The 18,949-nt window shown below is 65.2% G+C and carries 19 protein-coding genes and 1 pseudogene; 4 read left to right on the forward strand and 16 right to left on the reverse strand.

Annotated features, from left to right (window positions below; genetic code table 11):
• On the forward strand, window positions 1-174 hold a 174-nt coding region (locus tag A3M7_RS44875), incomplete at its 5' end, for a transposase (protein WP_156936947.1).
• A gap of 558 nt (window positions 175-732) precedes the next feature.
• Here A3M7_RS44875 and A3M7_RS0124425 read toward each other — a convergent pair.
• On the reverse strand, window positions 733-969 hold the full coding sequence (locus A3M7_RS0124425; RefSeq protein ID WP_049823658.1) for a hypothetical protein: 237 nt from the start codon (window positions 967-969) through the stop codon (window positions 733-735).
• A gap of 146 nt (window positions 970-1,115) precedes the next feature.
• A pseudogene (locus A3M7_RS50635) lies at window positions 1,116-1,298 on the reverse strand (ABC transporter substrate-binding protein); the annotation flags it as partial.
• A 182-nt stretch (window positions 1,299-1,480) separates the two neighbouring features.
• Here A3M7_RS50635 and A3M7_RS49840 point away from each other — a divergent pair.
• Both A3M7_RS49840 and A3M7_RS47110 read left to right on the forward strand, forming a co-directional pair.
• On the forward strand, window positions 1,481-1,654 hold the full coding sequence (locus tag A3M7_RS49840; RefSeq protein WP_177234701.1) for a hypothetical protein: 174 nt from the start codon (window positions 1,481-1,483) through the stop codon (window positions 1,652-1,654).
• An 8-nt stretch (window positions 1,655-1,662) separates the two neighbouring features.
• Window positions 1,663-2,043, forward strand: coding sequence for a hypothetical protein (locus A3M7_RS47110; RefSeq protein WP_245284313.1), 381 nt, complete (start codon window positions 1,663-1,665; stop codon window positions 2,041-2,043).
• Between the two features lie 330 nt (window positions 2,044-2,373).
• Here A3M7_RS47110 and A3M7_RS51070 read toward each other — a convergent pair whose 3' ends face one another.
• The 7 genes from A3M7_RS51070 to A3M7_RS0124475 form a co-directional block, all read right to left on the reverse strand.
• Window positions 2,374-2,508 (reverse strand): hypothetical protein, encoded by a 135-nt coding sequence (locus A3M7_RS51070; protein WP_256374879.1) that lies wholly within the window; start codon window positions 2,506-2,508, stop codon window positions 2,374-2,376.
• A 365-nt stretch (window positions 2,509-2,873) separates the two neighbouring features.
• The gene (locus A3M7_RS0124450) at window positions 2,874-4,370 is read right to left on the reverse strand and encodes an ABC transporter substrate-binding protein (RefSeq protein ID WP_027546263.1); all 1,497 of its coding nucleotides are present in this window, start codon (window positions 4,368-4,370) and stop codon (window positions 2,874-2,876) included.
• 54 nt (window positions 4,371-4,424) lie between these two features.
• The gene (locus A3M7_RS0124455; RefSeq protein ID WP_027546264.1) at window positions 4,425-5,429 is read right to left on the reverse strand and encodes an ABC transporter ATP-binding protein; all 1,005 of its coding nucleotides are present in this window, start codon (window positions 5,427-5,429) and stop codon (window positions 4,425-4,427) included.
• The gene (locus A3M7_RS0124460) at window positions 5,426-6,439 is read right to left on the reverse strand and encodes an ABC transporter ATP-binding protein (RefSeq protein ID WP_027546265.1); all 1,014 of its coding nucleotides are present in this window, start codon (window positions 6,437-6,439) and stop codon (window positions 5,426-5,428) included. Before A3M7_RS0124460 ends, A3M7_RS0124455 begins: the two co-directional genes overlap by 4 nt.
• A gap of 2 nt (window positions 6,440-6,441) precedes the next feature.
• Window positions 6,442-7,335, reverse strand: a complete 894-nt coding sequence (locus tag A3M7_RS0124465; RefSeq protein ID WP_027546266.1) for an ABC transporter permease — start codon at window positions 7,333-7,335, stop codon at window positions 6,442-6,444.
• Complete coding sequence (locus A3M7_RS0124470) at window positions 7,332-8,282, reverse strand: ABC transporter permease (protein ID WP_027546267.1); 951 nt, start codon at window positions 8,280-8,282, stop codon at window positions 7,332-7,334. The genes A3M7_RS0124465 and A3M7_RS0124470 overlap by 4 nt, the downstream gene beginning before the upstream one ends.
• A gap of 319 nt (window positions 8,283-8,601) precedes the next feature.
• Window positions 8,602-10,023, reverse strand: coding sequence for an amidase (locus tag A3M7_RS0124475; protein WP_027546268.1), 1,422 nt, complete (start codon window positions 10,021-10,023; stop codon window positions 8,602-8,604).
• Between the two features lie 121 nt (window positions 10,024-10,144).
• On the opposite strand from A3M7_RS0124475, the gene A3M7_RS0124480 reads away from it, so the two are divergent.
• On the forward strand, window positions 10,145-11,032 hold the full coding sequence (locus tag A3M7_RS0124480; protein WP_027546269.1) for a LysR family transcriptional regulator: 888 nt from the start codon (window positions 10,145-10,147) through the stop codon (window positions 11,030-11,032).
• Window positions 11,033-11,036: 4 nt separating this feature from the next.
• Here the strand turns inward: A3M7_RS0124480 and A3M7_RS0124485 are convergent, their stop codons facing one another.
• The 7 genes from A3M7_RS0124485 to A3M7_RS0124515 form a co-directional block, all read right to left on the reverse strand.
• The gene (locus A3M7_RS0124485) at window positions 11,037-11,972 is read right to left on the reverse strand and encodes a carbohydrate kinase (protein ID WP_027546270.1); all 936 of its coding nucleotides are present in this window, start codon (window positions 11,970-11,972) and stop codon (window positions 11,037-11,039) included.
• 5 nt (window positions 11,973-11,977) lie between these two features.
• Window positions 11,978-13,624, reverse strand: coding sequence for an FGGY-family carbohydrate kinase (locus A3M7_RS0124490; protein ID WP_027546271.1), 1,647 nt, complete (start codon window positions 13,622-13,624; stop codon window positions 11,978-11,980).
• A gap of 38 nt (window positions 13,625-13,662) precedes the next feature.
• Window positions 13,663-14,436: an SDR family NAD(P)-dependent oxidoreductase gene (locus tag A3M7_RS0124495; protein ID WP_027546272.1), complete on the reverse strand. Its 774-nt coding sequence runs from the start codon at window positions 14,434-14,436 to the stop codon at window positions 13,663-13,665.
• 100 nt (window positions 14,437-14,536) lie between these two features.
• The gene (locus A3M7_RS0124500) at window positions 14,537-15,544 is read right to left on the reverse strand and encodes an ABC transporter ATP-binding protein (RefSeq protein ID WP_027546273.1); all 1,008 of its coding nucleotides are present in this window, start codon (window positions 15,542-15,544) and stop codon (window positions 14,537-14,539) included.
• A gap of 16 nt (window positions 15,545-15,560) precedes the next feature.
• Entirely contained in the window at window positions 15,561-16,391 is an 831-nt protein-coding gene (locus A3M7_RS0124505) for a carbohydrate ABC transporter permease (RefSeq protein ID WP_027546274.1), read from the reverse strand.
• A gap of 3 nt (window positions 16,392-16,394) precedes the next feature.
• Complete coding sequence (locus A3M7_RS0124510; RefSeq protein WP_027546275.1) at window positions 16,395-17,267, reverse strand: carbohydrate ABC transporter permease; 873 nt, start codon at window positions 17,265-17,267, stop codon at window positions 16,395-16,397.
• A gap of 94 nt (window positions 17,268-17,361) precedes the next feature.
• Window positions 17,362-18,672, reverse strand: a complete 1,311-nt coding sequence (locus tag A3M7_RS0124515; protein WP_027546276.1) for a sugar ABC transporter substrate-binding protein — start codon at window positions 18,670-18,672, stop codon at window positions 17,362-17,364.
• Window positions 18,673-18,949: the final 277 nt, after the last annotated feature.

Consider the following 18,949-nt stretch of genomic DNA (forward strand, 5'->3'; position numbering starts at 1 on the left):
TACAACCTCCTCATCGCGCGCCGACGAGCCCAGGTCGAAACCACCTTCGCTACTCTCAAACGCCGCATGCGGCTGACCTGCATCCGCTACGTCGGTCTGATCAAGGCGACCGGACAAGTCCTGCTCGCCTCAATCGCCTTCAACATGAGGCGGTGGGCCACGATCGCCGCGTGAGCCGCCCTCCGAGGGCGACAACTACAGATATTGGCAGGTAATTGCCGCGACTAAGGCCTTCTCTCGTGACGTCTTCAGCCTCAAAAGCCAATAACGCAACAGGCCCACAAGGGGAGAGGGCACAGCTACGGGCCGCCGCGCGCCTCGAACGACGAGGGTGCTCTCGCTCCCCTACTCCCAATACCAGGCCGAGAAATCGCTCGCGAACTGCGGTATTTCTTGGAGATCGGCGCCCCTTCGATGTTCGCTCGCATCGGTACGCACTGAAGAATTCGCGCACTGACAGGCTGCTTCATTTTTCCCTGGGGCGCTGTGGCTTTTCCCTTCTCGCCGCCTGCGAGGTTCGGCTTGCGGGGGCCTCAAAGACCGCAATACGCCGATCGAGTTGCCATAGCTCGATGTCGTTGGCATCAACTAGCTGCGCAGCACGTTCCCGTGCTTCCTGCTCGTCGGCACACTGCAAATTGGCTACGCTTATAACGTGGTGGTGCTGATCCAAAAGGTAAGCCCTGTAGTGAGCCATCCCCACGCCTCCCAACGCCTGCGTTTATCGGATCATCACCTCAATCCTTCAATCAGCGTTCTCCAGCCGAACGCATCGTTCGCCGTCAGCAGCAAAGCGCCAAGCGTTCCCAAGTAGGACGGCAGTTCGCAATCGGGACGCGCGTTCATGTTGCCGACAAACGAGGCGACCGCCTTCTTGAGATCGCCTCGGTCCAGATGATCGAAGGCCCGTTGCTTGCAACGCTCGACATATTTATCGCGCGCCAGCTCCATTAACAGGGAACGTTCCATTTCGTCTCCCCCAAGCGATGACTGTCTTCAATCGTTGGGGAATTGGAACGGACCGAGCTTTTTCCGTCTGTTCGAAAAGCGACAAATGGATCTCTTTTGCTCGCAAGTGTGGGAATTGAGATACAGGCCGCTCGTTGATCGCAACGCAGCGGGGCGGCCTGAGCGGCCGGATGGGAGATGAAGCGGATCGTCACCTTCGACAGCTCGATCGCCGAGGCGTTGCGGTAGTCGGCCCATTTGTTGAGCGTGATCGAGGAGCCCTTGGCCCAGGCGCCGAGCTGGTACGACCCTGTCCCGACCGGCTGCGTGACATTGGTCGCCGTGCCCCTCGCTCGCGACACACCCTCGCGGGGCTATTTGCGCAGCATTAGCCCCGACGACACCGAGACACAGTGGGAAGCCGAGCATTTGAAATAAAAAGTGAAAAGAAGAGCGGGGATATTCCTCAAAGCTGACTTGATTTCTCTCTCCGCTCGCTCTCCTGGCGCAACTAATTGATGAGTAAGCAGTGATGACTGATCAGCAATTAGCCCTGGAAGCGATTAGCGACGCGCAACTCATACTGGAAGAATACCTTCAGCCCTGCCCCAAGGATAACGCGCTTATCCTTGAAAAGCTGGTGGAAGTCCTCGAACGGCCTGCCTTGATCGTTGCCGTAAGTCGATTGCAGCAACAGGCCAATTGAGCGCGCCCATGAGCAAACCGCTTCAATCGCTTGCTTTAACCGTTTGCATTGCTGCGCTCTCATCGCTCGAAATGACCAGCGTGCATGCCAAGCAACAATGCAGCACCGCAATGCCGCCAAATCCGCAAGGGCAATGGTGGTCCTATCGTCTCATCGACGGACGAAAATGCTGGTACGCGGGTAAGGCCATGCTGTCGAAAGCATTGCTGGAATGGCCTATGGAGCGCTCCCCCAAACTCAGTGCTCGCGGAGAAGCGACAGGCATTGTCATAGCTGGCAAGCCCGGTCCCCTGGATGCACGAGCGTTGGCACTGAAAGAGGGCCCTGACACTTTCGAAGTGCGATGGCGTGCCAGGATCATCTCCAGCTCAGACACAGGGCATGACTGACCGATACTAACGACCTGAGCGATCCTGCATCCCGCTTGTCGTTGGCGAGGACTTTCGAGCGCCTGTTCGCGGCCGTGCGCTTGGTTACATCATGCAATCACGCGCCTGAGTTCGTCCAGAACAACGCCCCTACGCAACTCGTGCGCAGTAGCCGTCAAATGAGAGCCTACGATCAGACCGAGCCGCCTTAAAGTCAGGAGAGCAACGGGGTCACACAGCTCGATAGAAAGCCCGGCTCCCAATATCGCAAGGGCGCGTTGCTCATCCGCATCGAGATCAGTCCACAAGATGCCTTCCATCGACGCGCTTAAAAATTGTTCCAAGGGTATCTCAGAACCCAAACGCGTGCCTGATCTGCCGCAGCATGATGATGGCCGCGTCGGTGTACCGACCGTTGGTTAGGAATTGATCCAGTTGCGCTGCGCTCATCAGCGCCACAACTGCCGTCGTAAAGCCCTTAAACATTGGGCCTCTCCTGAAAGAGACCGCCAACCGGGCGTGTTGAAATATCCAGCCGTTCTAGAATGCGCTGCCGCTTATGGCGACGAGCTATATGCAAATGGTGACACTGACGGGTAACCAGTTCCTTAACGAGCGCGATGTCTGGATGGGCCCGCCGTGGGCTGCGGCGAGGGCTCCAGAGACCGCCACTGGATGGCCGGCTCAGAATCGCGCTCTCCGCGAATTCAACTCGCGAGATTCGTGTGCGGAGACAGACCCCTCACCGGAGTGAGTCTGCGTCTACTGGCGTCGCTGCCCTCTCCCGCAGGGGGAGAGGGCACTGCAACGGGCAGCGCGCGCCTCGAACGACGAGGGTGCCCCTGCGCCCCCTACTCCCAATACCAGGTCGAGAAATCGTTCTCGAACTGCGGGACTTCCTTCCAGACGCCCTTCAGCTTCTTGTTGGTGATGGTGATGAGCTGCGGCTGGAACAGGTAGGCGGAGACGGCGTCGGTCGCCAGCATGCGCTGGGCGTCGCCGAGCAGCTTGGCGCGGGCGGCTTCATCCGGCGTGGAGACGATCTGCTTGTAGAGAGCGTTGAACGTCTCGTTGTTGTAGCCGAGGTAATAGTCCTGTTCGGTGATCTTGACGAGATCGAACGGCTCGACATGGCTGACGATGGTGAGGTCGAAATTGTGCGGACCATTGCCGGCGAATACCTGCGACAGCCATTGCGCCCATTCGACGTTCTCGATCTTGGCGACGATGCCGACCTTGGCGAGCTGGGCCGCGAGGATCTCGCCGCCCTGCCGCGCATAGGATGGCGGCGGCAGCTTGAGGGAGAGTTCGAGCGGCGTGGTGACGCCGGCTTCTGCCAGAAGCTTCTTGGCCTTCTCGGGGTCGTAGGGATTGATGCCGGTGGTATCGACATAGCCGAGCGATCCCGGCACGTAGAAACTGCCGATCGGCGTACCGAAACCATCGACGGCACCGTCGATCATGGCCTTGCGGTCGATCGCGGCGAGGATGGCACGGCGGACGCGGACGTCGTCGAGCGGCTTCTTGCGCTCGTTGATCGCGACAATGGTCTTGGCGCGGGAGCCGCCGACCTGAACGTTGAAGCGCGGATCGGCCTTGAACTGGCCGATGGTACGCTGCGCTGCGACACGCGGGAACGCGTCGACGTCGCCTGAAAGCAGCGCCGCGGTTTGCGCCGCCGGATCGGAGATGAAGCGGATCGTCACCTTCGACAGCTTGATCGCCGAGGCGTTGCGGTAGTCGGCCCATTTGGCCAGGGTCATCGAGGAACCCTTGGCCCAGGCGCCGAGCTGATACGGCCCGGTGCCGACCGGCTGCGTGACGTTGGTCGGCGCGCTCTTCGGCTCGACGATCGATCCGCTTGCCTGTCCCAGCAGGAACGGCAGGTTCGGCTCGGAATTCTTCAGCGTGATCACGACCGTGTCGGCGTCGGGCGCGGCAACGGACTCGAAGCTCTGGAACAGGCTCTTGTCCTTGTTGGTGCTGGTGGGCACCGCGTTGCGCTCGAACGAGAACTTCACCGCGGCGGAGTCGAACGGCTCGCCATTGTGGAATTTGACGCCCTTGCGCAGCTTGAAGGTGTAGGTCTTCAGGTCAGGCGATGCGGTCCAGCTCTCCGCCAGCAGCGGCGAGGTGGTGCCGTCCTCGTTGATCTTGGTCAGCGTCTCGTAGATGTTGTAGAGCGTGACCTCGGCGATCGCGGCAGCGGCTGCGTTGGTCGGATCGAGCCCCGGCGGCTCCAGCGACATCGCCATGACGACGCTGTCCTTCTTGCTCTGCGCCAGCACCGGCAGCGGCGCCGCGACGAACGCGGCAGTGAGTGCGACGATGGATAGTTTCCTGAACATGCGTAACTCCCCTGCCTTCTCAATTCCCAGTCTACGCCAATCCTGCGCCCGAGACTAACCCTCCGCGGCCGCTTGCGGCAACGCCATCACGGCCTCCGCCTTGTGACAGGCGGCGAGATGCGCCCCGCCCACCTTGCGTAGCTCAGGCAGGGCCTCGCGGCAATGCTGGTCGGCGAGCGCACATCGCGCGACATAGGGACACCCCGTGGCGGCAGCCGATTGCGAGGCGATCGCCTGCGCCCCGCGCCGGCGCCGGCCGCCGCCGGCGCGCGCCCGCGGCACCGCGTCCAGCAGCGCCCGCGTATAGGGATGGGCACAGCGCTCGAACAGATCCTCCGGCCGTCCCTGCTCGACGATCCGGCCGAGATACATCACCGCGACCTCGTCGCAGAGATAGTCGACGACGGCGAGGTCATGGCTGATCAGGACATAGCTCAGGCCGAACTGGTCCTGGAGATCCTGCATCAGGTTCAGCACCTGGGCCTGCACGGACACGTCGAGCGCGGAGACCGGCTCGTCGGCGACGATCAGCTTCGGCTGGGTGATCAGCGCGCGGGCGATCGCGATGCGCTGGCGCTGACCGCCGGAGAATTCGTGCGGATATTTGTCCATGTCGGCATCGCGCAAGCCGACCTGGCGCAGCACCGCGGCGACGCGTTCCCGGAACGTAGTGCGATCGGCGCCGTCTAGCACGGTCAAGGGTTCGGCGACGATGCGCGCGATGGTCTGGCGCGGATCGAGCGAGCCGTAGGGATCCTGGAACACCATCTGGAAGTCGCGGCGGGCGCGGCGCAGCTCATCGGCCGGGAGGCGGTTGAGATCGCGGCCGAGCAGCGCGACCTGCCCCGATGTCGGCCGCTCCAGCGCCATCACGACGCGCGCAAAAGTGGACTTGCCAGAGCCGGACTCGCCGACGATGCCGAGGCTCTTGCCGGCCTGGACCTGCACGCTGACGCCGTTGAGCGCGCGCACCTGCCCGGGCGGACGGAACAGGCTCTCGCGCGGCAGCGTGTAGCGCTGCTCGAGATCCCTGACGTCGAGAAGAGGCGCGGTGCTCATGCGGACAGCGCTCCGACGTTCTCGGCCATCGAGACATCGGTGCGCACGCAGCGCACGACGTGGCCGGGACCGACTTCGACCATCGGCGGCAGCGCCGCGCGGCACCGATCGATCACGAGCGGACATCGTTCGGAGAAGGTGCAGCCGGCTGGAAGATCGGCGAGCTCCGGCACCGTGCCCGAGATCGTCTTCAGCCGCGTCCCCTTGCGTGCGCCGAGCTTCGGACGGGCGCGGAACAGGCCCTGCGTGTAGGGATGGCCCATGCGGCGGAACACCTCGTCGGTCGGCCCGCTCTCGACGACGGTGCCGCCATACATCACCATCATCCGCTGCACGTTCTCGGCGATGACGCCGAGATCGTGCGAGATCAGGATCATCGACATGCCGCGCTCCCCGACGAGATCGGCGATGAGGTCGAGGATCTGGCCCTGGATGGTGACGTCGAGCGCGGTGGTCGGCTCGTCCGCGATCAACAGGTCGGGCTCGCAGGCGAGCGCCATCGCGATGGTGATGCGCTGGCGCTGGCCGCCGGAGAACTGGTGCGGATAGGCATCGACGCGCCGCGCCGGATCTGGCAGCCCGACGCGATCGAGCAAGGCAATCGTCTCTTTCCGCGCCTGCGACGCCGAGAAGTTCTTGTGACGCCGCAGCGGCTCGGCGACCTGGTGGCCGATCGTGTGCATCGGGTTGAGCGCGGTCATCGGCTCCTGGAAGATCATGCTGATGCGGTTGCCGCGCAGGCGGCAGTAATCCGCATCCGCAAGCCCGGCGAGCTCGCTGCCATCGAGCTTGATGCTGCCGGAGACCACGGCGCTGTCCGGCAACAGGCCCATCAGGGACATCGCGGTGACCGACTTGCCGCAGCCGGATTCGCCGACGAGCCCGAGCGTCTCACCGCGCTTGAGCGAGAAGCTGACGCCGCGCACGGCCTGCGCCGGGCCGCGGCTGGTGTTGAGGCGGACGCCGAGATTGGCAACCTCGATCAGCGGCATGGTGGAGCGCTCAGCCATCGTCATCGCTCCCGCGCCAGTCGTGGGTCGAGCAGATCGCGCAAGCCGTCGCCGAGCAAATTGAGGCCGAGCACGGCGACCGCGATTGCGGCACCGGGATAGACGGCGAGCATCGGCGACTGGAACAGCAGGGTCTGCGCATCGTTCAGCATCCGCCCCCAGGACGGCTGCGGCGGCTGCGTGCCGAGGCCGAGATAGGACAGTGCGGCCTCCGCGAGAATGGCGAGCGCGAACTGGATCGTCGCCTGCACGATCAGGATCGACAGGATGTTGGGCAGCACGTGCTCGATGGTGATGCGAAACTTGCCCTTCCCCGAGGCGCGCGCGGCCAGCACGAATTCGCGCGCCCAGATCGCGTTGGCCGAGCCGCGCGTCAGCCGGGTCAGCGTCGGGATCTGGAAAATGCCGATCGCGATGATCGAGGTCACCATGCCCGGCCCCACGACCGCGGCGAGCATGATCGCGGAGAGCACGGCCGGAAAGGCGAAGGTGAAGTCGGAGAAGCGCATGATGATCTCTTCGGTCCAGCCGCGCCGCGCCGAGGCGATGAGGCCCAGACAGACGCCGAAGGTGAGACCGATGCTGACCGCGATGATGCCGACCATGATGGTGGAGCGGGCGCCGGCGAGCAGCAGCGAGACGATGTCACGGCCAAAGGAGTCGGTGCCGAGCCAGTGCGCCGCCGATGGCGGCCGGAGCTTCGCGGCGATGTCGATCTCGTAGGGCGACCAGGGCGTCCAGACCAGCGACAGCACCGCCGAGACGAGCACCAGCAGGCTCAGCGCGCCGCCGAGGACGAAGCTGCGATGGCGCAGCGCGCGGCGCCAGAACGTGCGCGCGGGCAGCGGGCGCGTGGCGACCGGCGCATCCATCGAGGTGGTCAGGGGCGCGCTCACAGGTCGTGCACCTTGATGCGGGGATCGATGAAGGCATAGAGCACGTCGACCACGAAATTGACGATGACGACCATGGTCGCGAGCAGCATCACGCAATTGCGCACCACGATCAGGTCGCGGTTGGCGATCGACTGGAAAATCAGGCGGCCGAGGCCCGGCAGGTAGAACACGTTCTCGATCACGATGGTGCCGGCGAGCAGATTGGCGAATTGCAGGCCCATCACCGTCATCACGGGGATCATGGCGTTGCGCAGCACGTGGCGCCACAGCACCTCGCGCCTGCCGAGCCCCTTTGCGCGCGCAGTACGGACGAAATCCTCGCGCAGCACTTCGAGCACGGCCGAGCGCGTGACGCGAGCGAGGATCGCGGCCTGCACCACCGCGAGCGAGATTGCCGGCAGCAGCAGCGACTTGACCCCCAGCCAGATGCCGTCCTCCCAGCCGGCGAAGCCGCCCGCCGAGAGCCATTGCAGCCGCACCGAGAACAACAGGACCAGCAGGATCGCGAACCAGAAATTCGGCAGCGCGATGCCGACCTGCGTCAGCGACATCACGCCGACATCGCCGAGCTTGTTGTGGTTGGCCGCGGTGTAGACGCCGGCCGAGAGCGCCAGCGTCACCGTGATCGACATGGCCATGATCGCGAGCGGAATGGTCAGCACCAGCCGCTCCGCGATCAGGCTGGCGACCGGCGTGCCGTAGACATAGCTGTTGCCGAGATCGCCGACGAGCAGGCCCTTGATCCATTGCAGATAGCGAACCGCCAGCGGCTGGTCGAGCCCGAGCTTGACGGTGAGCGCGCGGACCGCGTCCGGCGACGCGTCGGCCCCCATCAGCATCTGCGCGGCATTGCCGGGAAGCGCATCCAGCACCAGGAAAATGATCAGGGATGCGCCGACCAGCGTCGCCAGCAAGGTCAAGACACGTCGGAGGACAAATACGCTCATGCGCTCACGAGCTCCGACGTCGTCCTGGCGAAGGCCAGGACCCCCGAGCGAGCGCTTCGCGCTCGTCGCGATAACCCCAGGGAGCGGTTTGGCGAAGACTGGTCGTTCGGTACTGGCACCGCCCGTCACCGATAAATTCCGCGGTATGGGTCCTGGCTTTCGCCAGGACGACACCGAGGGGGTTGCGGGCGCCATGCCGCATTGGGACAAATACGCTCATGCGCGCTCGGTTTCGGGACTCATCCGCGGCACGATCAACATGTCCGGACGGCGGACGCAAGTCCTTTGCGCGCAAGTGCCTAGCTGCATGCGCATGTCGTCATTCCGGCCAGCGGGACAGGAGGTCGGCGGAAGCCTCGAACAGCGCGCTCACACGCAGCAATTCCGCATCGCGCCGGAAGCGGCCGACGAGCTGAAGCCCGATCGGCAGGCCGTCGCGGCCGAAGCCCGAGGGAAGGCTGACGGCGGGATGCCCGGTCATGTTGAACAGCATGGTCCAGGGGAACCAGTGCGGCCGGACGCTGTCGAAATGCACGCCGTCGATCTCGATGGTGCCGAACAGATCCTGCTTGATCGGCAGCGCGGTGCGCGTGAGGGTCGGCATCGCCAGGAAGTGCCCGCGCGCAAGCAGCGATTGCACGCGGCGGAACAGCGCGGTGCGCGCGAACATCGCCTCCTGGTAGTCGACGCCGCTGACCTCGGTGGCGAGCGCGAGCTGCTTGAGGAAGGCCTCGCTCAGCTCGTCCTTGTGCTCGGCCGCGAGCTTTGCAAAGCGCGTGCGCCAGAGGGTGTGGTTGATGGCGCGCCAGATCGGCTCGATGTCGAAACCTTCGCCGGAGAATTCCTCGAGCTCGGCGCCGAGCCCTGCCAGTCGGTCGAGGCTCGCCCTGAAGCTGGCGGCGACCTCGGCGGACACCGGACGGCCCGGCGGCGTCAGGCAGTACAGGATCCTCTGCCCGCGCAGATCGCCGCGCGGGACGGCGGTGCCGACGAAATCGGGCACGGGAACACCGATCGACCAGGGATCGCAGGGGTCCTCGCCCGCCATCGCCTGCATCATCAGCGCGGTGTCGGCGACGGTGCGCGTGGTCGGCGTGACGTAGGTCTGGTTGCCGAACACATCCAGCGCCTGGCTGTGCGGGATGACGCCGTTGCTCTGCTTCAGCCCGACCACGCCGTTGCAGGCGGCCGGAATTCGCGTCGAGCCGCCGCCGTCGGTCGCGATCGCGAGCGGCGCGATGCCGCTGGCAACGGCAACCGCCGCGCCGCCGCTGGAGCCGCCCGAGGACCGGCAGGCGTCCCACGCATTTCGGGTGCGGCCGAACAGCGGCGAGTCGGTCAGGCACTTGCTGCCGAATTCCGGCGTCGTGGTCTTGCCGATCAGGATCGCGCCCTCGGCGCGCAGCCGCGCCACCGCCACCGCGTCCTCGGCCGGCACGTTGTCCTTGTAGGGAACGGCGCCGAAGGTGGTCTTCACCCCCTTGGTGTTGACGATGTCCTTGACGGTCACGGGGATGCCATGCAGCAGGCCGAGCGGCTCGCCGGCCATCATCTTGCGCTCGGCGGCGCGCGCCGCCGCCATCGCCTCGTCGCCGCAGATCGTGATGAAGCAGTTCAACTGGGGCTGGAGCGCCTCGGCGCGCGCGAGCACGGCCCGGGTGATCTCGACGGGCGAGATCCGCTGGTCGGCGATGAGGCCGCGCAGCTCGATTGCGGACAGCAGGCAGGGATCGCCGTTCATCGTCACATCACGCTCCGAAGCCGGCCCCCGTTGGCCAGCCATTGACAGCCAGAATGACAGTTTTGTTAACTCGCCGTCCAATACGATTTTGGACGTCAACCCATACGTTTTCGGTATGCCAATGGATCTTCGCCGGCTTCGCTATTTCGTCGCCGTCGCCGAGGCGCGCAGCGTCGGCAAGGCCGCCGAACGGCTGCGCATGGCGCAGCCTCCCCTCTCGATCCAGATCCGCAAGCTGGAAGCCGAGATCGGCGCGCCGCTGTTCCGCCGCGGCACGCGCGGCATGGACCTGACCGAGGCGGGCCAGGCGCTGCTGGCGCGCGCCGGCGAGGCGCTGGCGCTTGCGGCCGACGGCGCCGAAGCTGCGCGTGCGGTTGCATCCGGGCGGCGCGGCCGGCTGTCGGTCGGCTACATGTTCGTGCTGGCCAATGCGGTGCTGCCGCGCCTGATCCCGGAGCTGCGGCGGTCGATTCCCGGCGTAGACCTCGACTTCGCCGAGCTCAGCGCCTCGACGCGCGAGGCGCGGCTGCTCGACCGCAGCGTCACGGTCGCGCTATGCATGCCGGCGATCCACCACCCTGAAATCCAGGTGGCGCGGGTCGGCGCGCAACCGTTCATGCTGGCGATGCCGATCCGCTCGCCGCTCGCCCGTCTCAGCGCGGTGCCGATGGCGAAATTGCAGGGCCGCCCGCTGATCGCGCTGCCGCGGCCGGACCAGGACCCCGCCTCTTCCATGGTCGCGGCCCTGCTGCGGCGGCATCAAATCGTGATGCCGATCGCGAGCCGGGTGGAGACGGTGCATTCGGCGATGAGCCTGGTTCTCGCCGGCGAAGGTCTCGCCATCCTGCCGGCCTGCGCCAAGCTCGGCGCCCCGCACGGTATCGTGTTCCGGCCGCTGCGCGATGCGACCGACTCCATCGACATCGCGGTGTGCTGGCGGCGGGACTCGCACAGCCCGTTGATCCGCACCTTCCTCAAATGCGCCGAAAAGGTCGTCGCGCCGCTGTGACAGGCTACAAGGGCCAGGCGATCTCATGGCTCCAGGGCGGATCGGCGCCCGGGCGGGTGCAGGTGAGACCGGCGCAATTGGCGGCAAAGGACAGCGCGCGGCGGAGCTCGTCGGCACTGATCGCCTTCAGCTGCTGCCGCGCCAGGCGCCCCTGCTTGTGCAGTGCGAACAGCAGTGCCGCCTGAAAGCTGTCGCCGGCGCCGATGGTGTCGGCGACCTCGACCTTGGGCGCGGTGACCTCGATCTGCCCTGCCCCCGCGTGCCAGGCGATGGCGCCATTGTTGCCGAGGGTGATGACGACGAGGCTTGTGCCCTGCCCGAGCAGCATGTTCGCGCGTTGCTGATGGGACTCTTCGCCGAAGAGGTAGGCGAAGTCGATGTCCGACATCTTGATGAGATCGGCGCTCCTTGCGAACTCGGCCATGCGCGCGAGATAGGCCGGCTTGTCCTTGACGAGGTTGGGGCGGCAGTTCGGATCGAAGGAGATCGTCGAGGACGCGCGCGCGTCCGCGATCAGGGCTTTGGTTTCGGCCGCGCCTTGATCGTTGACCAGCGTGGTCGAGCCGACATGGAGGGCTTCAACGTCCGCGAAGGGAATCGACCCGCGCCGGTAGGTCCAGTTCCGCGTCGCCGTTTCGGCATCGTAGAAGGCGTAATGCGACTCGCCCGCGACGATGCGCACGAAGGCGAGCGTGGTCTGGTGATCGCTGCGGGTGGCAAGGCCGAGCTCGACATGCGAGGCGCTTGCGTGGTCGGCGATCATGCGGCCGAACAGGTCGGTCGAGATGCCGCCGATGAAGTCGGTCGGTGCGCCCAAGCGCGCCATGCCGATCGCGACGTTGAGGCAGGAGCCGCCAACCGCGGGCATCACCGCCTCGCGTCCTTCCGTGTTTCGCGTCGGCACGAAATCGATCAGCGCATCGCCGCAGGATATCAGCATTCGTTTCAACCTCTGGCGATGTCGCGCATCGCGGCACGGCTGCCGCGATCGAGCTCGCGCAGCAGCTTGTACACGTCGCGCTTGCGGGAATGAAACGCGGCCATGTCGGGCGCGGTCGGCTCGCTCTTGCGTCCCAGTGCCGACATCTTGGCCATGGTCTCGCCGATCGAGGCATAGGCGCCGCCGGCCACCGCCCCGAGCATCGCGGCGCCCAGCAGCACTGGCTCCCTGGTTTGCGGCAGCGCGACGGTGAGGCCCGTGGTGTCGGCCATGATCTGACGCACCAGCGGACTGCGGCTGGCGCCGCCGCCCATGATCATGATGCTGGAACGGACACCATGCGCGGCAAAGGCCTCGATCACCTCGGCAAGCCCATAGGCGAGCCCACAGAGACCGGCGACGAACAGCCGCTCCATCGAAGCGATGTCGGTGTCGAGATCAAGGCCGGCGATCACGGCGCGGGTGTCAGGATCGGCATAGGGCGAACGATTGCCGATGAATTCCGGGAGCACGTGGACGTCGCGGGCGAGCAGCGCGGCACGGCTGGCATCGCCGGCGCGTGCGACGATGCGACGCTCGAGGAACTCGATGAGGTCGAGGCCCTCGCTCCGCGCAGCCGCGCTCGCCTCGGCAAAGCCCGGATGCGACTCGAGCAGATGGTCGATCGCCGCGCCCGCGGCCGACTGCCCGCCCTCGTTGAGCCAGAAGTCCGGCACCATGCCGGAATAATAGGGACCCCACACGCCCGGCACGAAGCAGGGCTCCTTGGTCGTCGCCATGATGCAGGCCGACGTTCCCATGATGTAGGCGAGGCGGTCGCTGACATCGCTCGTCCCGCCAGACCCATCGCGGCCGCCGATCGCGCCGATGCCGCCGGCATGGGCGTCGATCAGCGAGGCACCGACCGGCGTGCCCGGCGACAGGCCGAGCTCGGCCGCGGCCGCGCCGGTGAGACCTGCGCCGAGCCGCGTGCCCGGCGCGACGATCTCGGTGCCGATGCGGGCGTATTTCTCGCTGACGAAGTCGGACAGCCCGATGCGCTTGAAGAAAGGCGCGCTCCAGCCGCCGCCGTCATGGGCGAGATAATTCCATTTGCAGGTGACGGTGCAGGTCGAGCGTTGCAGCGCGCCGGTCGCGCGCCAGGTCAGGTAGTCTGCCAGATCGAAGAAATGGCCTGCGGCGTCGAAGCTCGCGCGCAGATGCCGCTTCAGCCACAACAGTTTCGGCATCTCCATCTCGGGCGAGATCGAGCCGCCGACATAGCGCAGCACCGCATCCTCGGTCTCGTTGATCAGCCGCGCTTCGGCCGTGGCGCGATGGTCCATCCAGACGATGACGTTGCGCTGCGCCTCGCCCGAGGCGCTGACGGTGAGCGGCTCGCCCTGGAGGTCGAGCACCACGAGGGAACAGGTGGCGTCGAAGCCGATGCCGCCGACGCTGTCGGGCGCGATGGCGGCTTCCGCCATCGCCGCCCGCACGGATTTTACGCAGGCCTCCCAGATGTCCTGGGACGACTGCTCGACGATATCGCCGGCCTCGTGCCAGATCCTGATCGGGTGCCGGGCCGTCGCCAGCAGCGTGCCGGCCTCGTCAAACACCCCTGCCCGCGTGCTGGTGGTCCCCACGTCGACGCCGATATACGCTCGCGGCATTGTCGCTCCCGGTCGCTCTCGTCAGTTTTGACGCAAGCCTACCAGCAAGTGTAGCCGCCATCCACCAGCACGATGCTTCCGGTCATCAGGCTCGCGGCCTCCGAGGCGAGGAACAGCACGACGGAGGCGATCTCCTCGACCTGCCCCATCCGCGCCATCGGGGTTCCGCCGATCCAGGCGTCGTACATTCTCGGATTGCTCTTCACGAAGGCGTTGAGCGGCGTCTCGATATAGGTCGGCGCCACCGCGTTGACGCGAACCCCGCGCGCGCCCCATTCCGCGGCGAGCGACTTGGTCAGATGGTGCACGCCGGCCTTGGACGCATTGTAGAAGCACTGCTCCTGCGGCTTGTTGACGATGAAGCCGGACATCGAGCCGACATTGACGATGGCGCCGCTTTGCGCCTTCAGCATGTGCTTGCCGAACTCGCGGCAGCACCAGAAGGTGCCGTTGAGGTTGACGTCGATGACGTTGAGCCAGTGTTCGTCGGTCACGGTCTCCGCCGGCGTCTCGCTGCGGGCGATGCCGGCATTGTTGACGAGGATGTCGACCCTGCCGTGGCGGGCGACGAGGTCATTGGCCACCTCGGCGACGCGCTTGGTGTCGGTCACGTCCATGACCGCCGTCTCCACGTCGAACCCCTTCGCCTTCAGGCCGGCCTTGGCGCTGTCGGCGACCTTGCTGTCGCGGTCGCCGATCACGACCCTGGCGCCGGCCTCGGCCAGCGCCTCGGCGCAGGCGAGCCCAATGCCCTGCCCGCCGCCGGTGATGAACGCGGTCTTGCCGTTCAGCTTGAATTTTTCCAGGTACATGTTGGTTTTTCCGTCTCTTGCCGTCTCTTGCCGTCTCTTGCCGTCTCTTGCCGTTTCTTGCCGTTTCTTGCCGTTTCTTGCCGTTTCTTGCCGTTTCTTGTCAGCCGCGAAGAGCGTTGCCGCTCTCGTCGAAGCGGTGAATGCGCGCGGGCTCCGGCACCAGCGACACGTGATCGCCGGCATGCAGGCTCAATTCGCCGATGTAGCGTGCGGTCAGCATGCCAAGCGGGCCCGCATCGACATAAAGGAACGTGTCGCTGCCGAGATGCTCGGCGACCGCGATCGTCCCCTGCCAGCCGCCGGTCCCGTCGCGCTCGATCTTGAGATGCTCCGGCCGCACGCCAATGGTGGCCGCGCCCTGCTGCCTGGCGAGCTCGCCGGTGACGAAGTTCATCTTGGGCGAGCCGATGAAGCCGGCGACGAACAGGTTGGCGGGCTTCTCGTAAAGCTGCAGCGGCGAGCCATATTGCTCGATCTTGCCGCCGTTGAGCACGACGATCTTGTCGGCCATGGTCATGGCCTCGACCTGGTCATGGGTGACGTAGATCGCGGTGGTACCGAGCTGTTTCTGGAGCCGCGTCACCTCGATGCGCATCTGCACGCGGAGCGCGGCGTCGAGATTGGAGAGCGGCTCGTCGAACAGGAACGCCTTGGGCTCGCGCACGATGGCGCGGCCGATCGCGACGCGCTGGCGCTGGCCGCCGGAAAGCTCGCGCGGCTTGCGATCGAGATAGGGCGTGAGATTGAGCGTCGCGGCGGCCGCCTCGACCTTGCGGTTGGTCTCGTCCTTGGAAAGGCCCGCCATCTTCAGCCCGAAGCCGATATTGCCGCGCACGCTCATATGCGGATAGAGCGCGTAGGACTGGAACACCATCGAGAGCCCGCGCTTGGCCGGCGGCGTGTCGACGACGTTCTTGCCGTCGATCAGGATCTTGCCGCCGCTGACGTCCTCAAGCCCGGCGATCAGCCGCAGCAGCGTGGTCTTGCCGCAGCCCGACGGCCCCACGAACACCACGAACGACCCGTCCGCAATGTCGAGATCGGCACCCTTGATGATGTGCACGGGGCCGAAGGATTTCTGCACGTCCTGAAGTGTGATCTGACCCATGATCCGGCAGCCCTTCTTACTTTACCGCGCCGAAGGTGAGCCCGCGCACGAGCTGCTTCTGGCTGAACCAACCGAGGACTAGAATGGGCGCGATCGCCAGCGTCGAGGCCGCCGACAGCTTGGCCCAGAACAGCCCTTCCGGGCTCGAATAGGACGCAATGAACGTGGTGAGCGGCGCAGCGTCCGACGTCGACAAATTGAGCGTCCAGAACGCCTCGTTCCAGGCCAGGATCAGATTGAGCAGCATGGTCGATGCCAGGCCCGGGATCGCCATCGGCGTCAAGACATAGACAAGCTCGCGGCCGATGGTGGCGCCGTCCATGCGCGCGGCTTCGAGGATGTCGCGCGGGATCTCCTTGAAATAGGTGAAGAGCATCCAGATCACGATCGGCAGGTTGCCGAGGCAGAGGATGAAGACGAGCCCGATGCGGGAATCGAGCAGGCCGAAGGACTTGTAGATCAGGTAGATCGGCACGAGCACGCCGACCGGCGGCATCATCTTGGTCGAGAGCATCCAGAGCAGGATATCCTTGGTGCGCTTGGTCGGCGAGAACGCCATCGACCACGCCGCCGGGATCGCGATCAGGAGCGCGATCAGCGTCGAACCGCCGGCGATGATGATCGAGTTCATCGCATGGTGCAGATAGTCGCTGCGCTCCTGCACGGTGACGTAGTTCTCGGTGGTCCAGTGGAAGAACAGGAAGGACGGCGGAATGGCGAAGGCCTCGAGCTCGGTCTTGAAGCTTGCCAGCACCATCCAGAGGATCGGGAAGAAGATCAGGAAGCCGAAGAACCACGCCCCGATCGTCGATATCACCACCCGCTGCGTCGTTTCCTTCCTCGCCATTGTTCAAGCCTCCAGGTTGCGGCCGACGATGCGGACGAGGAAGAACGCAACGATGTTGGCGATCACGACGGCAACCAGGCCGCCCGCCGAGGCGCTGCCGACGTCGAACTGGATCAGCGCCTGCGCATAGATCAGGAACGCGATGTTGGTGGTCTGCAGGCCCGGCCCACCGCCCGTGGTGACGTAGATTTCGGCGAACACCGTCAGCAGGAAGATGGTCTCGATCAGGATCACCACCGTGATCGGACGCGCCATGTGCGGCAGCGTGATGTAGATAAAAGACGAGAGCGCGCTTGCACCGTCCATCTCGGCGGCTTCCTTCTGCTCCTCGTCGAGCGATTGCAAAGCGGTCAGCAAAATCAGCGTCGCGAACGGCAGCCATTGCCAGGCCACGATCAGGATCACCGCGAGCAGCGGCGCGTCGGTGAACCAGTCGATCGGCGTCAGCCCGACAAGCTTGGCGAGCCAGGCGAACAAGCCGGACACCGGATGCATCAACAGGTTCTTCCAGACCAGCGCGCTCACCGTCGGCATCACGAAGAACGGCGCGATCACCATCAGCCGCACGATGTTGCGGCCGATCACCGGCTGGTCCATCAACAGCGCCAGCGGAATGCCGAGCACGATGGTCAGCGCCAGCACCGAGCCGACCAGCACCAGGGTGTTCTGGAGCGAAGCCAGGAAGGCAGGATCGGTGAGGAAGTAACGGAAATTCTCAAGCCCGACGAACGCCTCGGAGCCGGGATCGAGCAGGCTGTAATGCAGCGTCGAGAAATAGAGCGTCAGCGCGAGCGGGACGATCATCCAGATGAACAGGAGCCCGACGGCCGGGGTCAGGAGCGCGCGCGCCAGAAACTGCGTCTGCCGGGTTGCCATCCCTGACTTCTCCTCTTGGGGAAGAAGGCGGCCATCCACCGGGGCTGGGCTGGTGGATGGCCGCCAGTTTGAGCTCAGGAGGGAGAGCTCGGGTTCACTTGATGTAGCCGGCGCGCTTCATCTCGCGCTCGGTCACGGATTGCGCCGCGGTGAGTGCGGCATCGACTGTCGTCGAGCCCGCGAGCGCTGCGGAGAACTGCTGGCCCACCTGGGTGCCAATGCCCTGGAATTCGGGGATCGCCGCGTATTGCACGCCGACATAGGGCACGGGTTTCACCGTCGGCTTGTTCGGATCGGCCGCGTCGATCGAGGCCAGCGTCAGCTTCGCGAACGGCGCGACCTTCAGATATTCAGGGTTCTGGTAGAGCGAGGTGCGCGTGCCTGGCGGCACATTGGCCCAGCCCTCCTTCGCCGCCACGATCTTGGTGTAGTCTTTGCTGGTCGCCCAGGCGATGAACTTCTCGGCGACGTCCGACTTCTTCGAGCCGGCAGGGATCGCGAGACTCCACGCCCACAGCCAGTTGGCGTTCTTGCCGAGCCCGGTGTTGGGCGCCAGCGCGAAGCCGACCTTGTCGGCGACCCTGGACTCCTTGGGATTGGTGACGAAGGACGCCGCGACCGTCGCGTCGATCCACATTGCGCATTTGCCGGCGTTGAACAGCGCCAGGTTCTCGTTGAAGCCGTTGGAGCTCGCGCCGGGAGGGCCGGCTTCCTTCATCAGATTGACGTAGGTCGTCAGCGTCGTCTTCCATTCCGGCGTGTTGAACTGCGGCTCCCACTTCTCGTCGAACCAGCGCGCGCCGTAGGAATTGGCCATCGCCGAGAGGAACGCCATGTTTTCGCCCCAGCCGGCCTTGCCGCGCAGGCAGATGCCGTAGGTGCCGCCGTTCTTGTCGGTGAGCTTCTTGGCCGCGTCGATCACGAAATCCCAGGTCGGCTTTTCCGGCATCTTCAGGCCGGCCTTGTCGAACAGGTCGGTGCGGTACATCACCATCGAGCTCTCGCCGTAGAAGGGCGCGGCGTAGAGCTTGCCGTCGACGGAGACCGCATCCTTGATCTTGGGCAGGAGGTCGGCGACGTCGTAATCGGCGCCGAGATTGGCGAGCGGCACCAGCCAGCCCTTCTTGGCCCAGATCGGCACCTCGTAGGTGCCGATGGTGAGCACGTCGAACTGGCCACCCTTGGTGGCGATGTCGGTGGTGACGCGCTGGCGCAGCACGTTCTCTTCCAGCGTCACCCATTTGACGGTGATGTCAGGGTTCTGCTTGGTGAATTCACCGGTCAACCCCTGCATGCGGATCATGTCGCCGTTGTTCACGGTGGCGATCGTCAGGGTGGTTTCGGCCATCGCGGGGACGGCCAGCAGCACAGACGCGCCGCAGACGGCGCCGAGGACGTATTTCACGGTGACCTCCCTCAAACTCGCGTTTTGAGCATATGCTCATGCGTTGAGCGTATGTTCACCTCACGGGCGGAGGATTGTCAAGCAGGCGCGCGGGCGTTTTGGCAACTTATGAGTGCTGCGGTGCGGGAGATGAGCCGAGCGATCGCCTCGCACTCAGTGTCATGCCCCGCGAATGCGGGGCATCCAGTACGCCATGTCGTCTATTGGTTTGCCCCAAGAGAAGCCGCGGCGTACTGGATCGTCCGCCTGCGCGGACGATGACACCGATGTAGGTGGA

Origin of the sequence: Bradyrhizobium sp. WSM2254, from assembly GCF_000472645.1 — a bacterium.
GTDB lineage: Bacteria > Pseudomonadota > Alphaproteobacteria > Rhizobiales > Xanthobacteraceae > Bradyrhizobium > Bradyrhizobium niftali.